This window comes from Parabacteroides sp., from assembly GCF_977054455.1.
The window spans coordinates 35,280-54,404 of the sequence record NZ_CDRTCT010000033.1; the positions used below are offsets into that span (position 1 = coordinate 35,280).

General features: G+C 51.6%; 13 protein-coding genes. 9 read left to right on the plus strand and 4 right to left on the minus strand.

Annotated elements, in window-relative coordinates:
- The first annotated feature begins 36 nt into the window (after positions 1-36).
- The 8 genes from ACW6QF_RS15790 to ACW6QF_RS15825 all read left to right on the plus strand — a co-directional run bounded on the left by ACW6QF_RS15790 (position 37) and on the right by ACW6QF_RS15825 (position 12,341).
- Positions 37-2,376, plus strand: coding sequence for an ABC transporter permease (locus ACW6QF_RS15790; RefSeq protein WP_298547416.1), 2,340 nt, complete (start codon positions 37-39; stop codon positions 2,374-2,376).
- 124 nt (positions 2,377-2,500) lie between these two features.
- On the plus strand, positions 2,501-2,992 hold the full coding sequence (locus tag ACW6QF_RS15795; protein WP_456088518.1) for an RNA polymerase sigma factor: 492 nt from the start codon (positions 2,501-2,503) through the stop codon (positions 2,990-2,992).
- 4 nt (positions 2,993-2,996) lie between these two features.
- Complete coding sequence (locus ACW6QF_RS15800) at positions 2,997-3,563, plus strand: hypothetical protein (protein WP_456088519.1); 567 nt, start codon at positions 2,997-2,999, stop codon at positions 3,561-3,563.
- A 9-nt stretch (positions 3,564-3,572) separates the two neighbouring features.
- Positions 3,573-4,037 (plus strand): DUF5024 domain-containing protein, encoded by a 465-nt coding sequence (locus tag ACW6QF_RS15805; protein ID WP_298547410.1) that lies wholly within the window; start codon positions 3,573-3,575, stop codon positions 4,035-4,037.
- 183 nt (positions 4,038-4,220) lie between these two features.
- Positions 4,221-4,901 (plus strand): ABC transporter ATP-binding protein, encoded by a 681-nt coding sequence (locus tag ACW6QF_RS15810; RefSeq protein WP_293672642.1) that lies wholly within the window; start codon positions 4,221-4,223, stop codon positions 4,899-4,901.
- Between the two features lie 123 nt (positions 4,902-5,024).
- Positions 5,025-7,355 (plus strand): ABC transporter permease, encoded by a 2,331-nt coding sequence (locus tag ACW6QF_RS15815; RefSeq protein ID WP_456088520.1) that lies wholly within the window; start codon positions 5,025-5,027, stop codon positions 7,353-7,355.
- A gap of 178 nt (positions 7,356-7,533) precedes the next feature.
- On the plus strand, positions 7,534-9,897 hold the full coding sequence (locus ACW6QF_RS15820; RefSeq protein ID WP_456088521.1) for an FtsX-like permease family protein: 2,364 nt from the start codon (positions 7,534-7,536) through the stop codon (positions 9,895-9,897).
- 62 nt (positions 9,898-9,959) lie between these two features.
- A complete protein-coding gene (locus ACW6QF_RS15825; RefSeq protein ID WP_456088522.1) occupies positions 9,960-12,341 on the plus strand; it encodes an FtsX-like permease family protein in 2,382 nt (793 codons plus the stop codon).
- A gap of 156 nt (positions 12,342-12,497) precedes the next feature.
- Here the strand turns inward: ACW6QF_RS15825 and ACW6QF_RS15830 are convergent, their stop codons facing one another.
- The 4 genes from ACW6QF_RS15830 to kbl form a co-directional block, all read right to left on the minus strand.
- Positions 12,498-13,478 (minus strand): sensor histidine kinase, encoded by a 981-nt coding sequence (locus ACW6QF_RS15830; protein WP_456088525.1) that lies wholly within the window; start codon positions 13,476-13,478, stop codon positions 12,498-12,500.
- 909 nt (positions 13,479-14,387) lie between these two features.
- Complete coding sequence (locus tag ACW6QF_RS15835) at positions 14,388-15,074, minus strand: response regulator transcription factor (RefSeq protein WP_456088523.1); 687 nt, start codon at positions 15,072-15,074, stop codon at positions 14,388-14,390.
- 105 nt (positions 15,075-15,179) lie between these two features.
- Positions 15,180-16,025: a histidinol-phosphatase gene (locus ACW6QF_RS15840; RefSeq protein WP_456088524.1), complete on the minus strand. Its 846-nt coding sequence runs from the start codon at positions 16,023-16,025 to the stop codon at positions 15,180-15,182.
- A 117-nt stretch (positions 16,026-16,142) separates the two neighbouring features.
- Positions 16,143-17,333 (minus strand): glycine C-acetyltransferase, encoded by a 1,191-nt coding sequence (kbl, locus tag ACW6QF_RS15845; RefSeq protein WP_005642511.1) that lies wholly within the window; start codon positions 17,331-17,333, stop codon positions 16,143-16,145.
- Positions 17,334-17,573: 240 nt separating this feature from the next.
- Between kbl and ACW6QF_RS15850 the strand changes: the two genes are divergently transcribed.
- Positions 17,574-18,527: an NAD-dependent epimerase/dehydratase family protein gene (locus ACW6QF_RS15850; protein WP_298547389.1), complete on the plus strand. Its 954-nt coding sequence runs from the start codon at positions 17,574-17,576 to the stop codon at positions 18,525-18,527.
- Positions 18,528-19,125 lie beyond the last annotated feature (598 nt).

Here is a 19,125-nt window from a genome sequence, read left to right on the forward strand (position 1 = left end):
CGGGGTGTCTTTATATCATAGATAATATATTCAGTTATGAAACAACTATTTTATACAATCAGCTATTTGAAGAACGCGTGGGGGAATAATCTGATCAAGGTTTTCACCCTGACGTTGGGGTTGGCGATCGGTTTGATCCTGTTTGCCCGTATCGCGTTCGATGTGAGTTATGATAAGTTCCTGCCGGATGTGGAGAACATTTATCAGGTGCAAATGATCTATACGACCGGGGTAGGGACCGAGACCTCCCATTCGACCGAGCAAAGCTATTCGTTCCAGCCGATAGCTCCGACCATGCCGCTCGAAATACCGGGCGTGGTGGCCGGGACCAGCACGACCGGAAACGGGGAACGGGTGATATTCGAAGAGGAAAACCGCTATGCGGTCCGGGGCATTATGGCCGATACGATGTTCTTCAAGACTTTGCCGCTCAAAATCCTTTCGGGTGACGAGATGGGATTGAAGACTGGCGGTAACGTGTTTCTCTCCGAGTCGCTTTCACGTCGTATTTTCAAAGGTGAAGACCCGATCGGAAAGATACTTTTCGGTGACAAAAGGCACCGGTCGGTTCTAACGGTGGTCGGGACGTTCGAGGATGTGCCCGAAAACTCGCATCTCGATTTCGATATCATCTATTCGATAGCCGACAACAGCCGCAACAGTTGGGACGGGGGAGACGGCTATGTCGGATATGTCCGCCTGCAAGCGAACGCCGACCTGAAGGAGATCAATGAAAAAGCGATTCCCGCCATGTTGGAACGGCACATGGACCGTGAGTCCATGAAGAAAAACGGGTATATGTTCGATTGTTATCTGAAGCCGGTCACGACGCTGCATACGGACAATAAGGAAACGAAACTGACGCTGCTCGTCCTGTCCATTTTGGCGACATTGATCTTGGTGTCCGTTTCATTGAACTATGTGATGATGTCCATTTCCTCCCTGGCCACCCGCTCCCGTACGATGGCGATCTATAAAAGCAACGGGGCCAGTTCGGGCAATATCTTCATGATGAATTTGTCCGAGACGGTGATCCTGATCCTGGTTTCGCTGGTTTGTACGGTGTTGCTGATCCTGGCCGGAGAGGATTGGATTACGGAGTTGACAGGAGTGACGCTCGGTTCGCTTTTTGCCGGACGCCAGTTGCTGCTGTCACTGGGACTGGTCCTGTTGGTGGTGTTGCTTTCGGGCGTTGTGCCGGCTCGTATTTTCTCGGCTATCCCCGTGACACAGGCGTTCCGTTTCTATAACTATAGCAAGCGGGGTTGGAAGCAGGGTTTGCTGGGTGTCCAGATAGCGTGTGCCGCTTTCATGTTGATGTTCTTGGCGATTATCCTGATGCAGTATGACCGGATTTTGGACAAGGACATGGGCTATCAGCCGGACAATCTGGTGTTTTGCAATCTCGACAGCATACCGGCTGCCCGGCAGGAGATGGTAAGGACGGAGTTGATGCGTTCTCCGGAGATCGAGAATATCACGTATTCCGGACAGTTGGTCTGCAACTTTTTCAGCGGTACGCCTCTTATCGATCCGGAGACACAGGAGGCATTGACCACTTTGCGCTTTGAGTTTGCCGACTCCTGCTATGTCAAAACATTAGGCTTGACTATCATGCAGGGCGGGAATATCCCGACACGTCTTGGCGGAGATCCGATTCCGGCTTTGGTCAACAAACGTTTCCTGGAAGTCCTGCGCTGGGAAGGCAATCCGGTCGGCAAGGTCTACAAATGCAAAGGGCTGTTTGATGTCGTGATATCGGGTGTGTTGGACGATTTTATCGTCGGCTCGGCCTTTACCCCGCAGACCCCGGTCGTGATCGTCGGGTTGGGTGGCTGGAACTCTTTCTATATGAACATCCGCCTTCGCGAGATGTCTCCCGAATCTTTCACGATGTTGGAAAACCGCCTGCGCGAGTTGCTGCCGGACCAGGATATCGTGCTGACTACCTATCGCGACAAGCTGCATGAGTCGTATCGCGACACCGAGCGTTTCCGCAATTCGGTAGCAGTGGCGGCCGTTTTCATGTTGCTGATTACGCTGATGGGGCTTGTCGGCTATGTCTCGGACGAGATACGCAGGCGCAGCAAGGAGATCGCGATCCGCAAGGTGAACGGGGCGACGGCGGGCGATGTGCTGAAGTTGTTGTTGCACAATATCCTCATGATCGGTCTGCCGGCTGTCATGATCGGTTTGGCCGGCACGTATCTGGCAGGCGGCAAGTGGCTGGAGAATTTCCCCGAAAAGATATCGTTGAACGTCTTCATCTTTATCCTGGGCGGTTTGGCGTTGCTGGCCGTGATCGGATTCTGCGTCGTGCTCCGTTCCTGGTATGTGGCGAACGAGAATCCGGTGAAAAGCATAAAATCGGAATAAGCCGGGACCTTGTTTGCCCGGCAGGTGAATCGGAAGTACCCGGTAGGTGAATCGAAATGCCTTCCGGGTATTTTTTTTCAATCCTCATGTTACGTTTGTCCGGGTGGCGTGTCTTTTTAATAGAATGGAACAAGAACAGTTTAAAATAGAAGTCGTACCGCTCAGGGGGAAGTTGTCGGGATGCGCCCGCCGCTTGCTGGATGACCCGCAGGAGGTGGAGGATGTCGTGCAGGAGGTTTTCCTGAAGATGTGGTATATCCGCGATGAACTCGAACGCTACGACAGCGTGGAGGCGCTTGCCGTGCAGATCACGAAACATCTTTGCCTGAACCGTCTCCGGGCGTTCCAGTACAGGCCGGAAAAGTTGTCCGGCTCGGCGATGCTTGCGGCAGACGGTGATCCGTATGTCGCGTTGGAGCAGAAAGACAGTGTCAGCCAGGTGATGCAAATCATGGAGCAGCTTCCCGGCCTCCAGCAGACGATACTTCGGATGAAGCATGTCGACGGCTTCGAAGTAAAGGAGATTGCCGAATTGACCGGCAGTACGCCCGAAGCTGTCCGGATGAACCTCTCGCGTGCACGTAAAAAAGTTAGGGATCTATTCTTACAAATGTAACAAGATGAAAGCAGACGAATATACCAATATCGAGAACCTGTTGGAACGTTTCTTCGAAGGGGAAACCACCAACGCCGAGGAGCAGGAGCTATATGCCTTCTTCGCCCGCCCGGATTTGTCGGAGCATTTGAAAACCTACCGTCCGGTATTCGGTTTTTTTGAAACCGGGATCGTCCGGGAGGTGGAAGAGGGGCGGAACCCTCCGAAACCGGTCCGCAAAGTCCCTTTTTTTAAGAGGTGGATAGGGATAGGAGGAGCGGTGGCCGCTTCTTTGTTGCTGTTCTTATTCTTGAACAAGGAAGACGGCGGCAAGGAAGAGGAGTTCAACCCCTATGCCGGCAGCTACATCATCAGGGGCGGAGTGAAGACGGAGATACCCGAAGCGGTGGCGCGGGAACTGGACGAGGTGATCCGGCAGGCGGAAAAGAAACAGTACGAGAAGGAACGGCTGGCGCTGCGTTCTTTGCGGCAGTACGAGAAAACAATGGATAATATCCAAACGAAAGAGGACGAGGTCGAACGGTTCGAATCGGATGTGGAGAGATTGGAAAGGAAATATAAAGACAAATAGTGAAAAAGTATGAAAACAAGAAATCTTATTTTGACAGCCGCCCTGTTGGTGACGGGGAGCTGGGCCGGCGATCTGCTGGCGCAGGCGAATTTGAATGCATTGATGAAAAAATGCGAGTCGATGGAAAAGGTGAGTGTCGACGTGATCTACGACAAGGACCGGAAAACAAAAAAACCGGTGAAGGAAGTGACCACGATCACATTCTCGAAAAAGGACAATCCGAAATTGCTGGACGAGTTTCTCAACGCCTTCAGGAAGGACAAGGAAGCCGCCTATAAGGTGATCGAATCGAAAACCGACGGCAAGGTCATGCCCTCTTTCTACCGCTTTGCAGTCGGAACTTCGGACATCTCTTTTTCGTTGGATGATTTGGACAAAAAGTTCAAAGGGAACGAATATCTGCTGCGGAACGGAGAAATACAGGTGACGAAGATCGAACGTTTCGACTTCAAAGAGGAGAGCGAATGGGGATAAATTTCTTCGCGGTTGCTTCCTGCGAGTGTCCAATATCTTTACACCACTGTCCAAAAATTAGACACTCGCGGAAAATATCGAAATAGTTAGGATGCTGTAAATAAATAATTTATGTACTTTGGCACGCTGTTTGCCTATAAGTAGGCAAGAAAAGAAGCAATATCAATAAAAACAGATACAGTCATGATTAAAATTGAAGGATTAAGTAAGTTTTTCCGTACGGAAGAGGTAGAAACGATTGCATTGAACGGCGTGTCGATGGAAGTGAAGGACGGTGAGTTTGTGGCTATCATGGGCCCTTCCGGTTGTGGCAAGTCCACTTTGCTGAATATCTTGGGTTTGCTGGACAACCCGACATCGGGCGACTATTACCTGGCAGACAAGGAAGTCGGCCACCTGAAAGAAAAAGAACGTACGCAGGTACGTAAAGGAAATATCGGTTTCGTGTTCCAGAGTTTCAACCTGATCGACGAACTGAATGTATTTGAGAACGTGGAGTTGCCGCTTACCTACCTCAAGGTGAAGGCAAGCGAACGCAAACAGATGGTCAACGACATCCTGAAACGCATGAACATCAGCCACCGCGCCAGCCACTTCCCGCAGCAGCTCTCCGGAGGACAGCAACAGCGTGTCGCCATCGCCCGCGCCGTCGTTTCGAACCCGAAGATCATCCTCGCCGATGAGCCGACCGGTAATCTGGACTCCAAGAACGGCGCCGAAGTGATGCAGCTCCTGACCGAACTGAACAAAGAAGGGACCACCATTGTTATGGTAACACACTCCAAACACGACGCGAGCTTCGCCCACCGGGTGATCAACCTGTTCGACGGCAGCATCGTATCGTCCGTAAGTGAATTCATTTAATTTTTGTAAGTAACACATAGACACATTCAATTGTTTTTTGCGGATATATCCGGCTTGGGAAAGTCGGATATGTCCTTTTCTGAGATATGGATATGGAGTGATGAATTATAAATGGAATACACTATGAACAATCTGTTAAATATAAAATCTTTCCTGAAGTTCCTGAGCAGGAACAAAGGATATACGGCGATCGACGTCTTCGGGCTGTCCGTTTCGCTGATGTTCGTGATCCTGATCGCGGTGTATGTGGAACGGGAGTTGAACATCGACAAACAGCAGACGAATTACGAGCGGATCGTCACCGTCGGCAATGAAATATTCCTGGAATCGGCCGTTCCCGTCCCTTATTGGTTGGAGGAACGGTATCCGGAGATCGAGAAAGTCTGCCCGGTCGTCATAGACCAGGGGAAGAATAAACAAATTCTTTATGGAGACAAGAAGTTGACGGGCGATATCGTGTATGCGGATTCGACGTTCTTCGACCTCTTTTCGTTCAAGGTGCTCGATGGTGACCGCGACCGGCTTTTGGATGATCCCTACAGCGCGGTTGTTTCGGAAAGCTTTGCCCGGAAGGCCTTCGGTACCGACACTCCGATCGGGAAGACCTTGCATATCAACGATTCGACCAATGTCACGGTGACCGGCATCATGGAAGACATCAACCGTTCGGTGATTCCGAGCACGGACCTGTTAGTGCGTATTGAGCGGGTGTCGGAGTTCAACCAGTCGTTGTCGAAGACGAATCCGGGCAACGCCGGCTCGTGCGTCTCGTTCCTGTTGCTGAAGCCGGGGATGGACTTGAAGGCCCGGACAGACGAAATAATGAGCTTTTTCAAGGAGCGGTATTGGCTTTACAAGATGGAATTTGCAAAGGAGGTGCGCGTCGTCCCGCTTTCGGAGATCTATTTCGGAAACACGGAGTCGCACAGCTTGAACCAGGGCGACAGGCGCTTTTCATTGGTCCTGATGTCCGTCGGCATCCTGATCCTGATTTTCGCGATCATCAACTATATCAACCTGACGGTGGCACAGGCCGGGCAGCGGGCGAAGGAGATGGCGACCCGCCGCCTCTTGGGTTCTTCGCGTGTGGAACTGTTCCTGCGGTTGATGCTGGAGGCCACCTTCCTGACAGTCGTTTCGTTTGCCATCGGGCTGTTGCTCGCCAAGGCGGCGCTGCCGTTTGCCAATGACCTGCTGCAGGTGCGGCTGACGTTCGACGTGTTGGCGACGCCGCTCTGGATGGGGGCGATCCTCCTGTTTATCGTGCTGACGGGCGCCTTGTCGGGATTGCTTCCGGCCGTGATGATCTCGTCGGCCAAGCCGATCGACGTGGTGCGCGGGACGTTCCGCCGGCAGACGAAGATGGTGTTCAGCAAGTTCTTCATCACGTTCCAGAATGTGATCACGATCGCCATGATCACCGCTTCGCTGACGATGTACCTCCAGATCGACCATCTGATCCATGCACCGTTGGGCTACAACACGACGAACATCATCGAATCGGAAAACTCTTTCCGTACGGAGAGCGAGATGGAACGGGCGGAAGATCTGTTGCGCCAGCTTCCGATGGTCAAAGCTGTCGGCCACAGCAACGGGACGCCTTCGAGCGGGACGAACAACCTGAGCGGGATATACGAAGGCAAATCGCTCAGTTTCCAGCAAGTGCAGGTCGACAGCGCCGCTTTCCACATCTTCGGTTTCGAGATCAAGTCGGACAACCGGTTGGCCGATGCCGACGGAGGCTGGTACCTGAACGAACTGGCCTTTAAGCAGATGGAATTGCCGGAAGATGCTCCTTCTTTCAAGATGAACGAAGATATGAAGCCTATCTTAGGGGTGATCCGTGATTTCCAGTTGAGAGACATCACGCAGGAAAATTCGCCGGTGATGTTCCGTTTCCGGAAGACGGAGTCGGGCTGGTGGCCGTGGAGCTACGTGATCGAGGTGCAGGGCGATCCGATGAAGGCGTACGAGTCGGTGCGCAAGGTCTTCGAGGAGGTGGCGGGCGTTCCTTTCGAAGGGCAGTTTATCGACCAAGGCATCCAGGAGCATTTCGAGTCGCAGATCCGTCTGACCAAGATCGTGGTGATCTTCGCCTGCATTGCGATCCTGATCTCGCTGTTGGGGCTGTTGGCGATGTCGACCTATTTCATCCAGCAACGCTCGCAGGAGGTGGCGATCCGCAAGGTGTTCGGTTCGGACAACCGCGGGATCCTGGTACGCCTCGTCGGCACCTTCCTGACGTATGTCGGGATCGCGTTCGTGATCGCGACGCCGCTGAGCTGGTATTTCATGCGGCAATGGCTGGCGGACTACAGCTACCGGATCACGCTCACGCCGCTGATCTTCATCGCCGCCGGATTGTTCTGCCTCATCATTTCCTTCCTGGCGGTATTCTTCCAGAGCTGGCATGCGGCAAATGAGAATCCGGTGAACAGCGTGAAGAACAATTGAAAAATCGGGAGGACAGGGGGCGGTGGTGCGGAACTGTCAAAATCTTGGACACACCTGTCTATAATTTTGACAGACGTAGAATGAAACTGTTTTGGTATAATATTGTTGTTCAGTTGTTTAGGTTTAATGGCATAATTTTTGCATAGTATTAGGCAAATAAAAACAAATACAATCAGTGATGAAAACACTTATGCGTAATTTCATGAGCATTATCAGACGATTTCAGATAGCTACGTTATTGAATGTTGCCGGACTTTCCGTTGCCTTTGCCGCTTTTCTGGTGATTATGATGCAGATCGAATATGAGCGCAACTTCGACCGTTGCCATCCGACGGCCGACCGGATTGTCCGCCTGGACAGGCTGCAGATGGAGGAGGATATGTTTGCCCCTATTCTGCCCCGTGCCTTTGCGGATGCCGTCTACCGATCGTCGCCCCATATCGAGGCGGCCACGCTGCTGACCATCGATTACCGTAGGCAATACATGACCGTCGGGGAGGAGAACGGGCGGGAAGGGTTCACCGAATTGTTGAGAGGTTGCTATCCCGGCCTAGCCGAGGTGTTCGGCTTTACGATCATCGACGGGGATGCGCGTTGCCTGGAACAACCCGAAATGGCCATGATGCCGGAAAGCATGGCGCGGCGGATGTTCGGCGAAACGTCGGCCATCGGGAAGAGGCTGCATCTGGAGGAACGGGTTTATTTTAAAGGAGACGTTCGCGACCTGACGGTCGGAGCGGTCTATCGGGATTTTCCGGGGAACACGCAGTTGGATAATTGCCTGTACACGCGGGTGAACAAGATGTTTGAGAATGATTGGACTTCCCAGAATTTTATCGGCTATATGCTGCTCGACAGTCCCGATGCGCAGCAGGTGGTGGAAGACAACTTCAACCAATCGTTCGATTTCAAAGGGCATGGTTGTGATGAGGGCACTCGGATAGAACTGGTTCCGTTGACGGACATTTATTATATGCCGGGGCAGTTGCCGGACTTTTTCGAATGTGGGAATGCCGGTACGGTACGCCTGCTTTTCTTCGTCGCCTTGCTGGTCATTGCGATTGCGGGGATCAATTTTACCAATTTCAGCACGTCGCTCGCTCCGATACGAATGAGAAGCATCAATACGCAGAAGGTGTTAGGCAGTTCGGTTGCCGAATTGCGCCGGTCGTTGGTGGGCGAGGCGGTCTGCATCAGCGTGCTGGCCTCACTCGTCGCTTTCCTGCTTGTTTTCTTGTTGAACAGATCGCAGTGGCTGTCGTTTGTCGAGGCTGATACGTTGCTTCAGAACCATCTGCCGTTGATGGGCGGCATGCTGCTGGTCGCCGTGCTGGTCGGGGTGGTGGCAGGCGCCTATCCGGCCTGGTATATGACCTCTTTTCCGCCTGCATTGGTGTTGAAAGGCAGTTTTGGGCTGTCGCGGAGCGGACGGAGGATGCGCACGGTGTTGATCGGCTTCCAGTATATCGTCTCGATCGGTTTGATCGTCGGGGCGATGTTTGTGCAGTTGCAGAACAACTACATGCGCACGTTCAACTTAGGGTTCGACAAGGACCAGGTGGCGATCGTCGAACTGCCTCAAACGATCGCGAAGCAGCATAAGGATGTGTATGTCTCCAAATTGAAGGAATATGCGGGGATAGAAGATGTCGCTTTCGCCGCGTCGGTCATGGGCGGGTCGGATGCCTACTCGATGCTGCCGATGGAGTATGACGGAAAGGAGTTTTATACCTATATGATCCCCGTGTCGTGGAATTTTCTCCGGGTGATGGGAATCCCCGTTACCGAAGGGCGCGATTTCATGGAGGCGGATGCCAAAAGGGACTCGGTGGACACTTATATCTATAACCGTTCGGCTCGCGAACGTATGCAGATGGAGGTCGGGCACGAACTGTCCGGAAATGGCAACGGGTATATAGCCGGTTTCGCGGGCGATGTGCGGGCCGTTTCTTTCCGCAAGGAGGGGCCGGAGGCGGATGTGGCATTTGTCGTGAACGACTGGCCGATGCATGTTTCCTACATCCGCTTGAAAGGCGGCACGAATGTGGAGGAGGCGGTCGGGCATATTCGCCGTACCCTTTCGGACATCGATCCGGCTTACCCGTTCGACATCCGTTTCTATGACGATGTTTTCAATCACTTGTACCAGAAGGAACAATACCTGAAGATGATGATCAGCCTTTTCGGGCTGTTGGCCATCGTGATCTCGATCGTCGGCGTGTTCGGGATGGTGGTCTTCGAGACGCAGTACAGGCGCAAGGAGATCGGCATCCGCAAAGTGCACGGGGCGACGGTAGGGGAGATCTTGGCGATGTTCAACTTGTTTTACCTGCGTATCGTGGCGGTCTGCTTCGTCATTGCCGCACCGCTCGCGTGGTACGGTGTACAGAAGTGGCTGGAGAATTTCTCTTCCCGCACGCCGGTTTACTGGTGGACGTTCGCCCTCGCCTTCTTAGTGGTGGCCTTAGTCACCGCCCTGACCGTCACCTACCAGAATTGGCAGGCGGCGAATGCGAATCCGGTGGATAGCGTGAAGGAATAGTTACTTTTGGATCAAGCCAAAAGTAACATATAATATAAGTAAGAATTAAAAATAAAATAGTGATGAAAACACTTTTACGCAACTTCCTGAGCGTCCTCAGACGTTTCCGGATGGCGGCCGGGCTGAATGTCATAGGCCTGTCTGTTGCCTTTACAGCATTCTTGGTGATTATGATGCAGGTGGACTACGACCGGCGTTTCGACCGTTGCCATCCGAAGGCGGGGCGGATCTTCCTGGCCGAACTCTGCGACAGTGTGATGGCGAACGGACGCGTGATCTATCCCGGCGCTTTTCCCGACGTGCTGATCGCCTCTTCTCCCCATATCGAGGCGGGGACGATGATCACTCCGTATGACAAACGGAACTACCTCTCGGTAGGCGAGGGGAGCGAGGCGGAAGGTTTTCGCGAGAAGGTGACGACTTGCCATCCCGCCATCGTGGATGTGTTCGGGTTCTCTTTTGTCGAAGGGGACAAGGATTGCCTTGCCGATCCCGAAAAGGCGATTATCCCGGAGAGCATGGCACGGCGGATGTTCGGAGGCGAACCGGCTGTAGGGCGGCAGATCCATTTCAAGGAGAACGTCTGGACGAAGGTGGGCCGCGACCTGACGGTGGGGGGCGTCTACCGCGATTTCCCGGAGAATACACAGCTGGGCAATACGATCTACTCCGCGATCGACGCCCCTTACCGCAAACCTACCGAGTGGGGCGGGTCGAACTGGCTCTGTTACTTGCTCCTCGATAGTTCCGAATCTGCCAGGGCGGTGGAGGACAATTTCAACCGGACGTTCGATTTCTCGCAAATCTGGGGATGCGAACATCTGCACCTCCGGTTGCTGCCGCTTGAAGATCTTCATTATATGAATATGCAGGACGTCTGGGGAAGCAGTCCGCTCAGGACGCAAAGCCCGGAGACGGTGCGCCTGCTTTTCCTCATTGCCTGGCTGATCCTGCTGATCGCGGCGGTCAATTACATGAATTTCAGTACGGCGCTTACCCCCATGCGCATCCGGAGCATCAACACGCAGAAGGTGTTGGGGAGCCCGGACGCGACGCTCCGTCTGTCATTGCTGGTGGAGGCGGCGGGGATTTGCCTGATGGCCTATCTCCTGGCGCTCGTCTGGGTCTGTTTGCTGGACAGGGGACAATACTTGTCGTTCGTGGAGGCGGATATCCGTCTGCTGTCGAACCTGCCGATTGTGCTGTGGACGGGGGCGATCGCTTTGGCGGTGGGGGTTCTGGCGGGTATCTATCCGGCCTGGTATATCACCTCTTTCCCGCCCGCGCTGGTGCTGAAAGGGAGTTTCGGGCTGTCGCGGAGCGGGCGGCGGTTGCGCACGGCGTTGATCGGCTTCCAGTATATCGTCTCCATCGCCCTGATCGTCGGGGCGTGCATCATCCAGTTGCAGAACTATTTCATGCGCCATTATGCGCTCGGGTTCGACCGTGACCAGATCATGATCACCGAGCTTAGCCGCGACCTGTGCACCCGGCACAAGGAGGCTTTTACCAACCAGTTGATGAAATATCCCGATATAGAAGGCGTCGCTTTCTCCGCCCAGAAGGTCGGGGGCGAGGATGCCTATTCGACGTACGAGTTTACGCACAAGGAAGAGGCTTTCCCCGGTTTCTTCCTGAATGTCTCCCCTTCGTTCCTCGATGTGATGGGGATCAGGGTGACGGATGGCAATGGTTTTTCGCCGTCGGACGACGAGGATGGCAATTTCCATTTTATATTCAACGAGACGGCTCGACGGGCGAACAATCTCGAAGTCGGGGAGATGATCGACATGGGGTGGGGACCGGGGCGGATCACCGGTTTCATAGGCGATGTGGCGCTGACTTCGCTCCGGGAGGAGGAACGGAACATCGCTTTCTGCGTCTCGCCCGGCAATGACTTCCAATGGTTGAGCTATGCCTATATCCGTCTCAGGGCGGGGGCGGATGTGACGAAGGCGGTCGAACGCCTTCGCGAGGTGGTGGCGGGGCTGGATGCTTCCTATCCGTTGGAGGTGGAGTTCTACGACGCGCTCTATAACCGGCTGTACCACCGCGAGGAGTTTGTGAAGAAGATGGTGACGGGGGCGAGCTTGCTGGCGATCCTGATCTCGGTCGTCGGTGTCTTCGGACTGGTGATCTTCGAGACGCAGTACCGGCGGCGGGAGATCGGCATCCGCAAGGTCTACGGGGCGACGGTGGCGGATATCCTGCTGATGTTTAACCGCAGGTATCTTATGATCGTCGTGGTCTGCTTCCTCCTTGCCACACCGGTCGCTTACCTTTCGGCCGCCGGCTGGCTCGAAAATTTCGCCTATCGTACGCCTGTCTACTGGTGGGTGTTCGCCTTGGCTTTCGGCGTCATCTTCCTCGTCACCTTCCTGACCGTCTCCTTCCAGAACTGGCGCACGGCGAATGAGAATCCGGTGGATAGCGTGAAGGAGTAGTGGAGGTGTTTCAAAACTCCTTTATCACGATCTTTCAGGCACGGATTTCACGGATTTACACGGATGAATTTATTCTCTTTCCGTGTAATCCGCGTAATCCGTGCCTAAATTATGTCTGTTGTAAGCAGGATTTTCTTTTGACACATCTTCACGGAGTCAAATTCTCTTCTTTAAAGTAAAGAAGAACGCTATTCCTTTGCCCGACCCGCTCTTGGCGGAGATCTGTCCTTTGTGGAAGTTCACGCCGTTCTTGACGATGGAGAGCCCCAGGCCGGTCCCGCCGGCCTTGCGGCTACGGCCCTTGTCGACGCGGTAGAAGCGTTCGAAGATGCGGTTCACGTGCCCTTCCGCGACGCCGACGCCGTTGTCCGAGAAGCTGAAGTAGTAGAACTTCGGGTCTTCCTTGTAGCAACTCACCGTGATACGGATGCCCTCGCCCGCATAGGCGATCGCATTGTCGTAGAGGTTGCGGAAGATCGAATAGAGCAGCGAATAGTTGCCAAAGACCGTCGGGTGGCCCGGAAGGACCACCTCTGTCGTGATTTTCTTTTCCTCCATCTCCTTCGAGCATTCCTTCTCGATCTCGTCGACCAGCTTTGGGATGCTTACTTCCGACAGCTCGAACATTTCGGAGGCCTCGTCCAGGCGGTTCAACACCGAGATGTCGCGCAGCAGTCCCGTGAGTCGTGTGCTTTGCGAGTAGCAGCGTTCGAGGAAGAACTGGCGTTTGTCGTCCGGCAGCTGCGGATTGCTGATGATCGTTTCGAGATAACCCTGGATACTGCTGACAGGAGTTTTCAGCTCGTGCGCCACGTTCTGCGTCAGCTGCCGTTTCATCCGGCTCTCTTCTTCCTGGCGGGAGATGTCGTTGATAGATATCTCATAGCTGTTGTCGAGGAACAGAATGCATTCGATCAGGAAAATCTTTCCGTTCTTGTCCACCGTGACCGATTCGCGCAACACTTTCCGCTTGCGGTTCGTGTTCGGGATGTTTTTGGAGAGGAACAGATGGATCGGTTCCAGTTCCGGAATGTCGACCGCGTCTTCCGACTGTCGTATCTGCATGTCGGAAATCAGGTTCGCGAACTGTACGAACAGGATATTGGACAATATCTCCCTGCCTTCCGGTGTGAACATGGCGAAACCTTCTTTTGCGTACTGGAAATGCTTGATCAGCTTCTCGCGTTCCATCGAAAGCTCGTCCTTGGCCTTCTGCTGGCGGTGGTAAAGCCCGACGATATTCTTCGATATGTCTCCAAGCTCGTCGTTGGGAAAGATATATTCGTTCTCCGGTATGCGGTCTTTCTCCACATTCAGGGCGAAGTCGCGCAGCTTCGAGATCGTCCGCCCGATGCTGAACGTGAAGCGGGAGAGGACGAAGAAAAATATCAGCGTCATCAACGCCATAAAATAGATGAAATCCTTGTCGATCGTCAGTACGCGCTGTGTGTAAGGGTCCCAGGGGAGGGCGGAGCGGTAGATATACCCGCCGATATTCGTCGCCGTGTAGAAATAGCGTTTGCCCGTCGAGTTGGACGAGCGGATGGCGAACCCTTCGTTGTAGAGGCGTGCCTTGCGCACCTCGCTGCGGTCGTTATGGTTGTTGAATTCTTCGGCGCCGCTGTTGTCGAACAGCACTTTCCCCGCCGGGTCGATGATGGTCACGCGGAGATCTTTTTGGGGGATGTCGCCGATGAACCGGTGGACCACCCGGCTGAGGTCCTCGGCCTCCTGCGCGCGGCGGAACAGCTGGTAGTTGTAATTTCCCAATACGCAATTCAACTTCTCCTGGGCAAACTCCCGTTCCCGCTGATACTGGAACAACAGGAAGCAAGCCGTGAACCCCAGGAACATGGCGAATATCGACCAGAAAAGTCGCTGGCTGAAAGGTATTCTGCTGTTTGTCGTTGATTCTATCTTGACCATGGGGTAAATTAAGAATTAAGAAGTAAGAAGTAAAAATTAAAAATTAAGAAGTAAGAAATCATCTTGGAATGTAAGAATAAGTGCCCGTTCGTTTATTTTTTAATTTTTAATTCTCAATTTTTAATTTTCAAAGCAGTATCCGAAGCCGAGCCGCGTCACGATGTTTTTGCCGTATGGCCCGATCTTTTTGCGCAGGCGGGTGATGTTTACATCGATGGTGCGGTCGAGCACATATACTTCGTCTTTCCATATCCGGGAAAGGATCTCCTCGCGCGAGAACACGTTTCCTTTGTTTTCAAGAAGGAGTTTCAGTATCTCGAATTCCTTTTTGGTGAGCGGGACTTCCTGTCCGTCTACGGAGGCTTTTATGCGCTTCGTGTCGAGTGAGAGAGTTTCATATTTGAGGCATTCGTTTTCCGGCGCTTTCTCCTTGTCTGATGTGCGGCGCAGCACGGCTTTCACGCGTGCCACCACTTGACGGATGGAGAAAGGCTTGGATATGTAGTCGTCGGCTCCCAAGTTGAAGCCTGTCAGCATATCGTTTTCAGTGTCCTTGGCTGTCAGGAAGATGATGGGGATATCGGCCGTCTTTTCTTCTTTCTTGAGGATGCTGGCCATCTTGAATCCGGATATTTCACCCATCATGACATCTAAAAGCAGCAGTTGGTAGGAGGCTATATCCATCTTTAACGCTTCCTCGGCACTGAAAGCCGTGTCTACTTCATACCCTTCTATCTCAAGATTGAACTTGAGGATTTCGCATAAATCCTCTTCATCGTCCACTACAAGAATCTTCGGCATATCCATAATCTTTGTCTCTTTTTTATTACAAATACAATTTTATTTCTGCAAAGGACGTATTTCTGTATTTCGATGAAATGAAATACGTATTACAATAGCGTTACAAATGCGTCAGATCGCCACATCCTGCCACTGTCCGCCGATCAGTTCGCGGGTGGATTTGAACCCGGCCTTTTTCAGCAGTTCGAATGCTTCCGCACGTCCGTCGTTCACCAGGTCGGGATAGTGGCAGTCTGAGTTTACCATCACCGGAATATCCAGCTCGCGTAGGCGGTGCAGGTAGGCGGTGTGCGGATAGACCTCCTGTTTCTTCACGAGGTTCTTCGTGTTGACTTCGACCATCAGGCCTTTTTCGGCGATCAGGTGCAGGCAGTCGTTGAGCGGCCTTTGATACCAGTCCGCTTGCAGGTCGAAGCCGTCACATTTGTGGCCGTTCATGTATATTTTGTCCATGTGGCCGACGATGTCGATCCCGCCTGCTTCGATCATTTGCTGCGTGGAGTTGAAATAATGGGCGACCAGTTTGCGGATATCCCCGTCGTAGTAGGTGTCGACAGACTTCTTGTATTCCCGGAAAGAGCCGTCGATGCACACCATGTTCCTTTCTGCGAGCGGTTGTGCGACCGGCAGAAAGTGGATGGAGCCGATGCGGTAATCGAGCGGCAGGTTGCGGAAGTAGGGGATGGATGCGTTATAGCTCTCGTCCAGAAAATCAATTTCCAGCCCTACATATATTTCCAACCGGTCGCTGTATTTCTTTTTCAGCCGTTCTATTTCCATCAGATATTCGGGCATATCGTCTTTCGACATGTTCCAGAATGTTTCGAACGGGAGCGGTGAATGGGAAGAAAAGCCATAAGCGCGGAATCCATGCGAAATGGCGAATTTGACAAAATCTTCCGGTGTACTGCGCCCGTCGCAGAATGTACAATGACTATGATAGTTACTGAGTTGCATAAAAATTACTTGTGATTAGGACAAAGGTAATTCTTTTCTTTTGAAGAATAGCCCATTTTAATGAAAAAGGCGAAGACCGTTTCCGATCCTCGCCTCTTGTATTTGCTGAAAACAAACTTACTTGATTACGTTCAGTTCTTTTCCGACTTTGATAAATGCGGCAATTGCTTTATCCAGATGTTCTGTTTCGTGGCCGGCGGACAACTGTACGCGGATACGTGCCTGGTCTTTCGGTACTACCGGATAGTAGAAACCGGTTACATAGATGCCTTCTTCCTGCATCTTGGCAGCGAAATCCTGGGATAATTTAGCGTCATACAGCATAACGGCGCAGATAGCGGACTGGGTCGGTTTGATGTCGAAACCGGCAGCCAGCATCTTTTCGCGGAAGTAGCTGACGTTGTTCATCAGTTTCGTATGCAAAGCGTCGCTTTCTTTCAGCATCTTGAACATTTCCAGGCTGGCGCCTACAATAGCGGGGGCGACAGAGTTGGAGAACAGATAAGGACGGGAGCGCTGGCGCAGCATGTCGATGATCTCTTTCTTTCCGGTTGTGAATCCACCCATAGCGCCGCCGAATGCCTTACCTAACGTACCGGTGAAGATATCGACTCTTCCGTAGACATTATATTGTTCAGCCACACCGTGTCCTGTCGGGCCTACGACACCGGCGGAGTGGGATTCGTCGACCATTACCAAGGCATCGTATTTTTCAGCCAGTTCGCAGATCTTGTCCATCGGAGCCACGTTTCCGTCCATAGAGAATACACCGTCTGTTGCGATGATGCGGTGACGTTGTGCCTGGGCTTCTTGCAGGCAACGTTCCAGGTCGGCCATGTCTGCGTTGGCATAACGATAGCGTTTTGCCTTGCAAAGACGTACGCCGTCGATGATGGAAGCATGGTTCAATGCGTCGGAGATGATCGCATCCTCTTCAGTGAACAATGGTTCGAACAAGCCGCCGTTGGCATCGAAGCAGGCAGCATACAGGATCGTATCTTCGGTTTTGAAATAGTCGGAGATAGCGGCTTCCAACTGTTTGTGCAGATCCTGCGTCCCGCAGATGAAACGGACGGATGACATGCCGTATCCGTGTGTGTCCATCGCTTCTTTGGCAGCCTTGATCAGACGCTGGTTGTCAGACAGGCCTAAGTAGTTGTTTGCGCAGAAGTTCAAAACGTCGCTTCCTGCGTTTACTTTGATGTCGGCTCTTTGAGGAGTGGTGATGATACGCTCGTTCTTATACAATCCGGCAGCTTTGATGTTTGCCAATTCCTGAGTAAGGAAATCTTTCAGTTTACCGTACATAACTTTGTTTTTTGTTAGTATTTTTAATTAAGTTGACAATTATATCTCTTTTATCGCAGACAAGTGGCAATGTATGATGCTTGAAACCAGTTTTTCTTTGTCTCTGATTTGTCTGTCGATGCGGCAAAGGTCATATTTTTTTTGAATATATAGGCTAAAAAAATACAAGAAATTCATACCGGAATGTTTTTATTCTCTATACCTTTGCCATCGAAAAAACTTAAAAGAACATCAAACGCAATGAAGAATGTATTAGTAATTGGTTCTACCGGTCAGATTGGATCAGAGTTAACCATGAAGTTGAGAGGTATCTACGGTGGAAACATTGTAGCAGGTTACATCCCCGGACAGGAGCCTAAGGGCGAACTGCTGGAATCGGGACCTTCTGCAATTGTCGACATTACAAACGAACAGCAGATTGCTGAGACTGTGTCAAAATATAAGGTAGATACGATTTATAACTTGGCAGCATTGCTGTCTGCCGTTGCAGAAGCGAAACCGCAGCTTGCCTGGAAAATCGGTATGGGCGGTTTGTTTAATGTATTGGAAGTCGCCCGTGAAATGCATTGTGCGGTATTCACTCCGAGCTCAATCGGCGTATTCGGCAATAACACACCGAAGGACAAGACTCCGCAGGATACGATCCGTAACCCGCGTACTATGTACGGTGTTACGAAAGTTTCAGGCGAGTTGTTGAGTGACTACTACAACATCCGTTTCGGCGTCGACACCCGTTCCGTACGTTTTCCGGGACTTATCTCCTATGTGACACCTCCGGGTGGCGGTACGACCGACTATGCCGTTGATATCTATTATTCTGCTGCCAAAGGCGAGAAGTTCGTATGTCCGATCAAGCAGGGTACATTCATGGATATGATGTATATGCCGGACGGCCTGCGTGCAGCTATCGAAATTATGGAAGCCGATTCTACGAAGTTTGTTCATCGTAACTCTTTCAACATCGCATCCATGAGCTTCGATCCTGAAATTATCTACAGTAACATCAAAAAGTATATTCCTGACTTCCAGATGGAATATGATGTAGATCCGTTGCGTCAGGCTATCGCAGAATCTTGGCCGAACTCTCTGGACGACACATGTGCCCGTCAGGAATGGGGCTGGAAACCGGAATACGACTTGGATTCCATGACTCAGGATATGCTGGCTAAATTGAAGGAACGTTTCAACAAGTAAGTTTGATTTCCCGGTCATTAAGATCGATAGGAAAGGGGCGACTATCCATCCGGGCAGTCGCCTTTTTGTTTGGATCGTTTTTATTCGGCATTGTAGGCCGTTCCAATGACGGTGCAACCGTTGCCTGTGCCGGGCATGATTAAGCCAAAAGTGCATGAAAACTATGTTGTAAAACATAGAATAGTTAAATCAGGTTAAGGAAATGCTCTTTTTTGTGGAATTAGTATGCTGTATAACATAAACTCTCTATATTTGCATCGTGTTTTTCATGGTATTAGATTTAAGGTTAACAATGAAGATTGGCTGTCTGTGAAGATGGCCTTTTTTATTTTGTACCCGTTCTGGTTCTTCCCGATGATTATCGGGTGAACCTTTTTTTTCATCCCCTTATTGTACGATCTTTCAGAAAGCCATTGGTCTGAATCGAAACTACTACTGCATCTAATACGATTTTCTATCCCATTTAAATCAAATGGGTCTTGTTCACTTTTGCTGTATGGTTACTTTTTGTGTATTTAATTAATAAAAGAGCACAGCTTAAAAAATAAAAGTCTATATTATAAGTGCAAACAAAAATATGGACAAAATCATTAAGCTG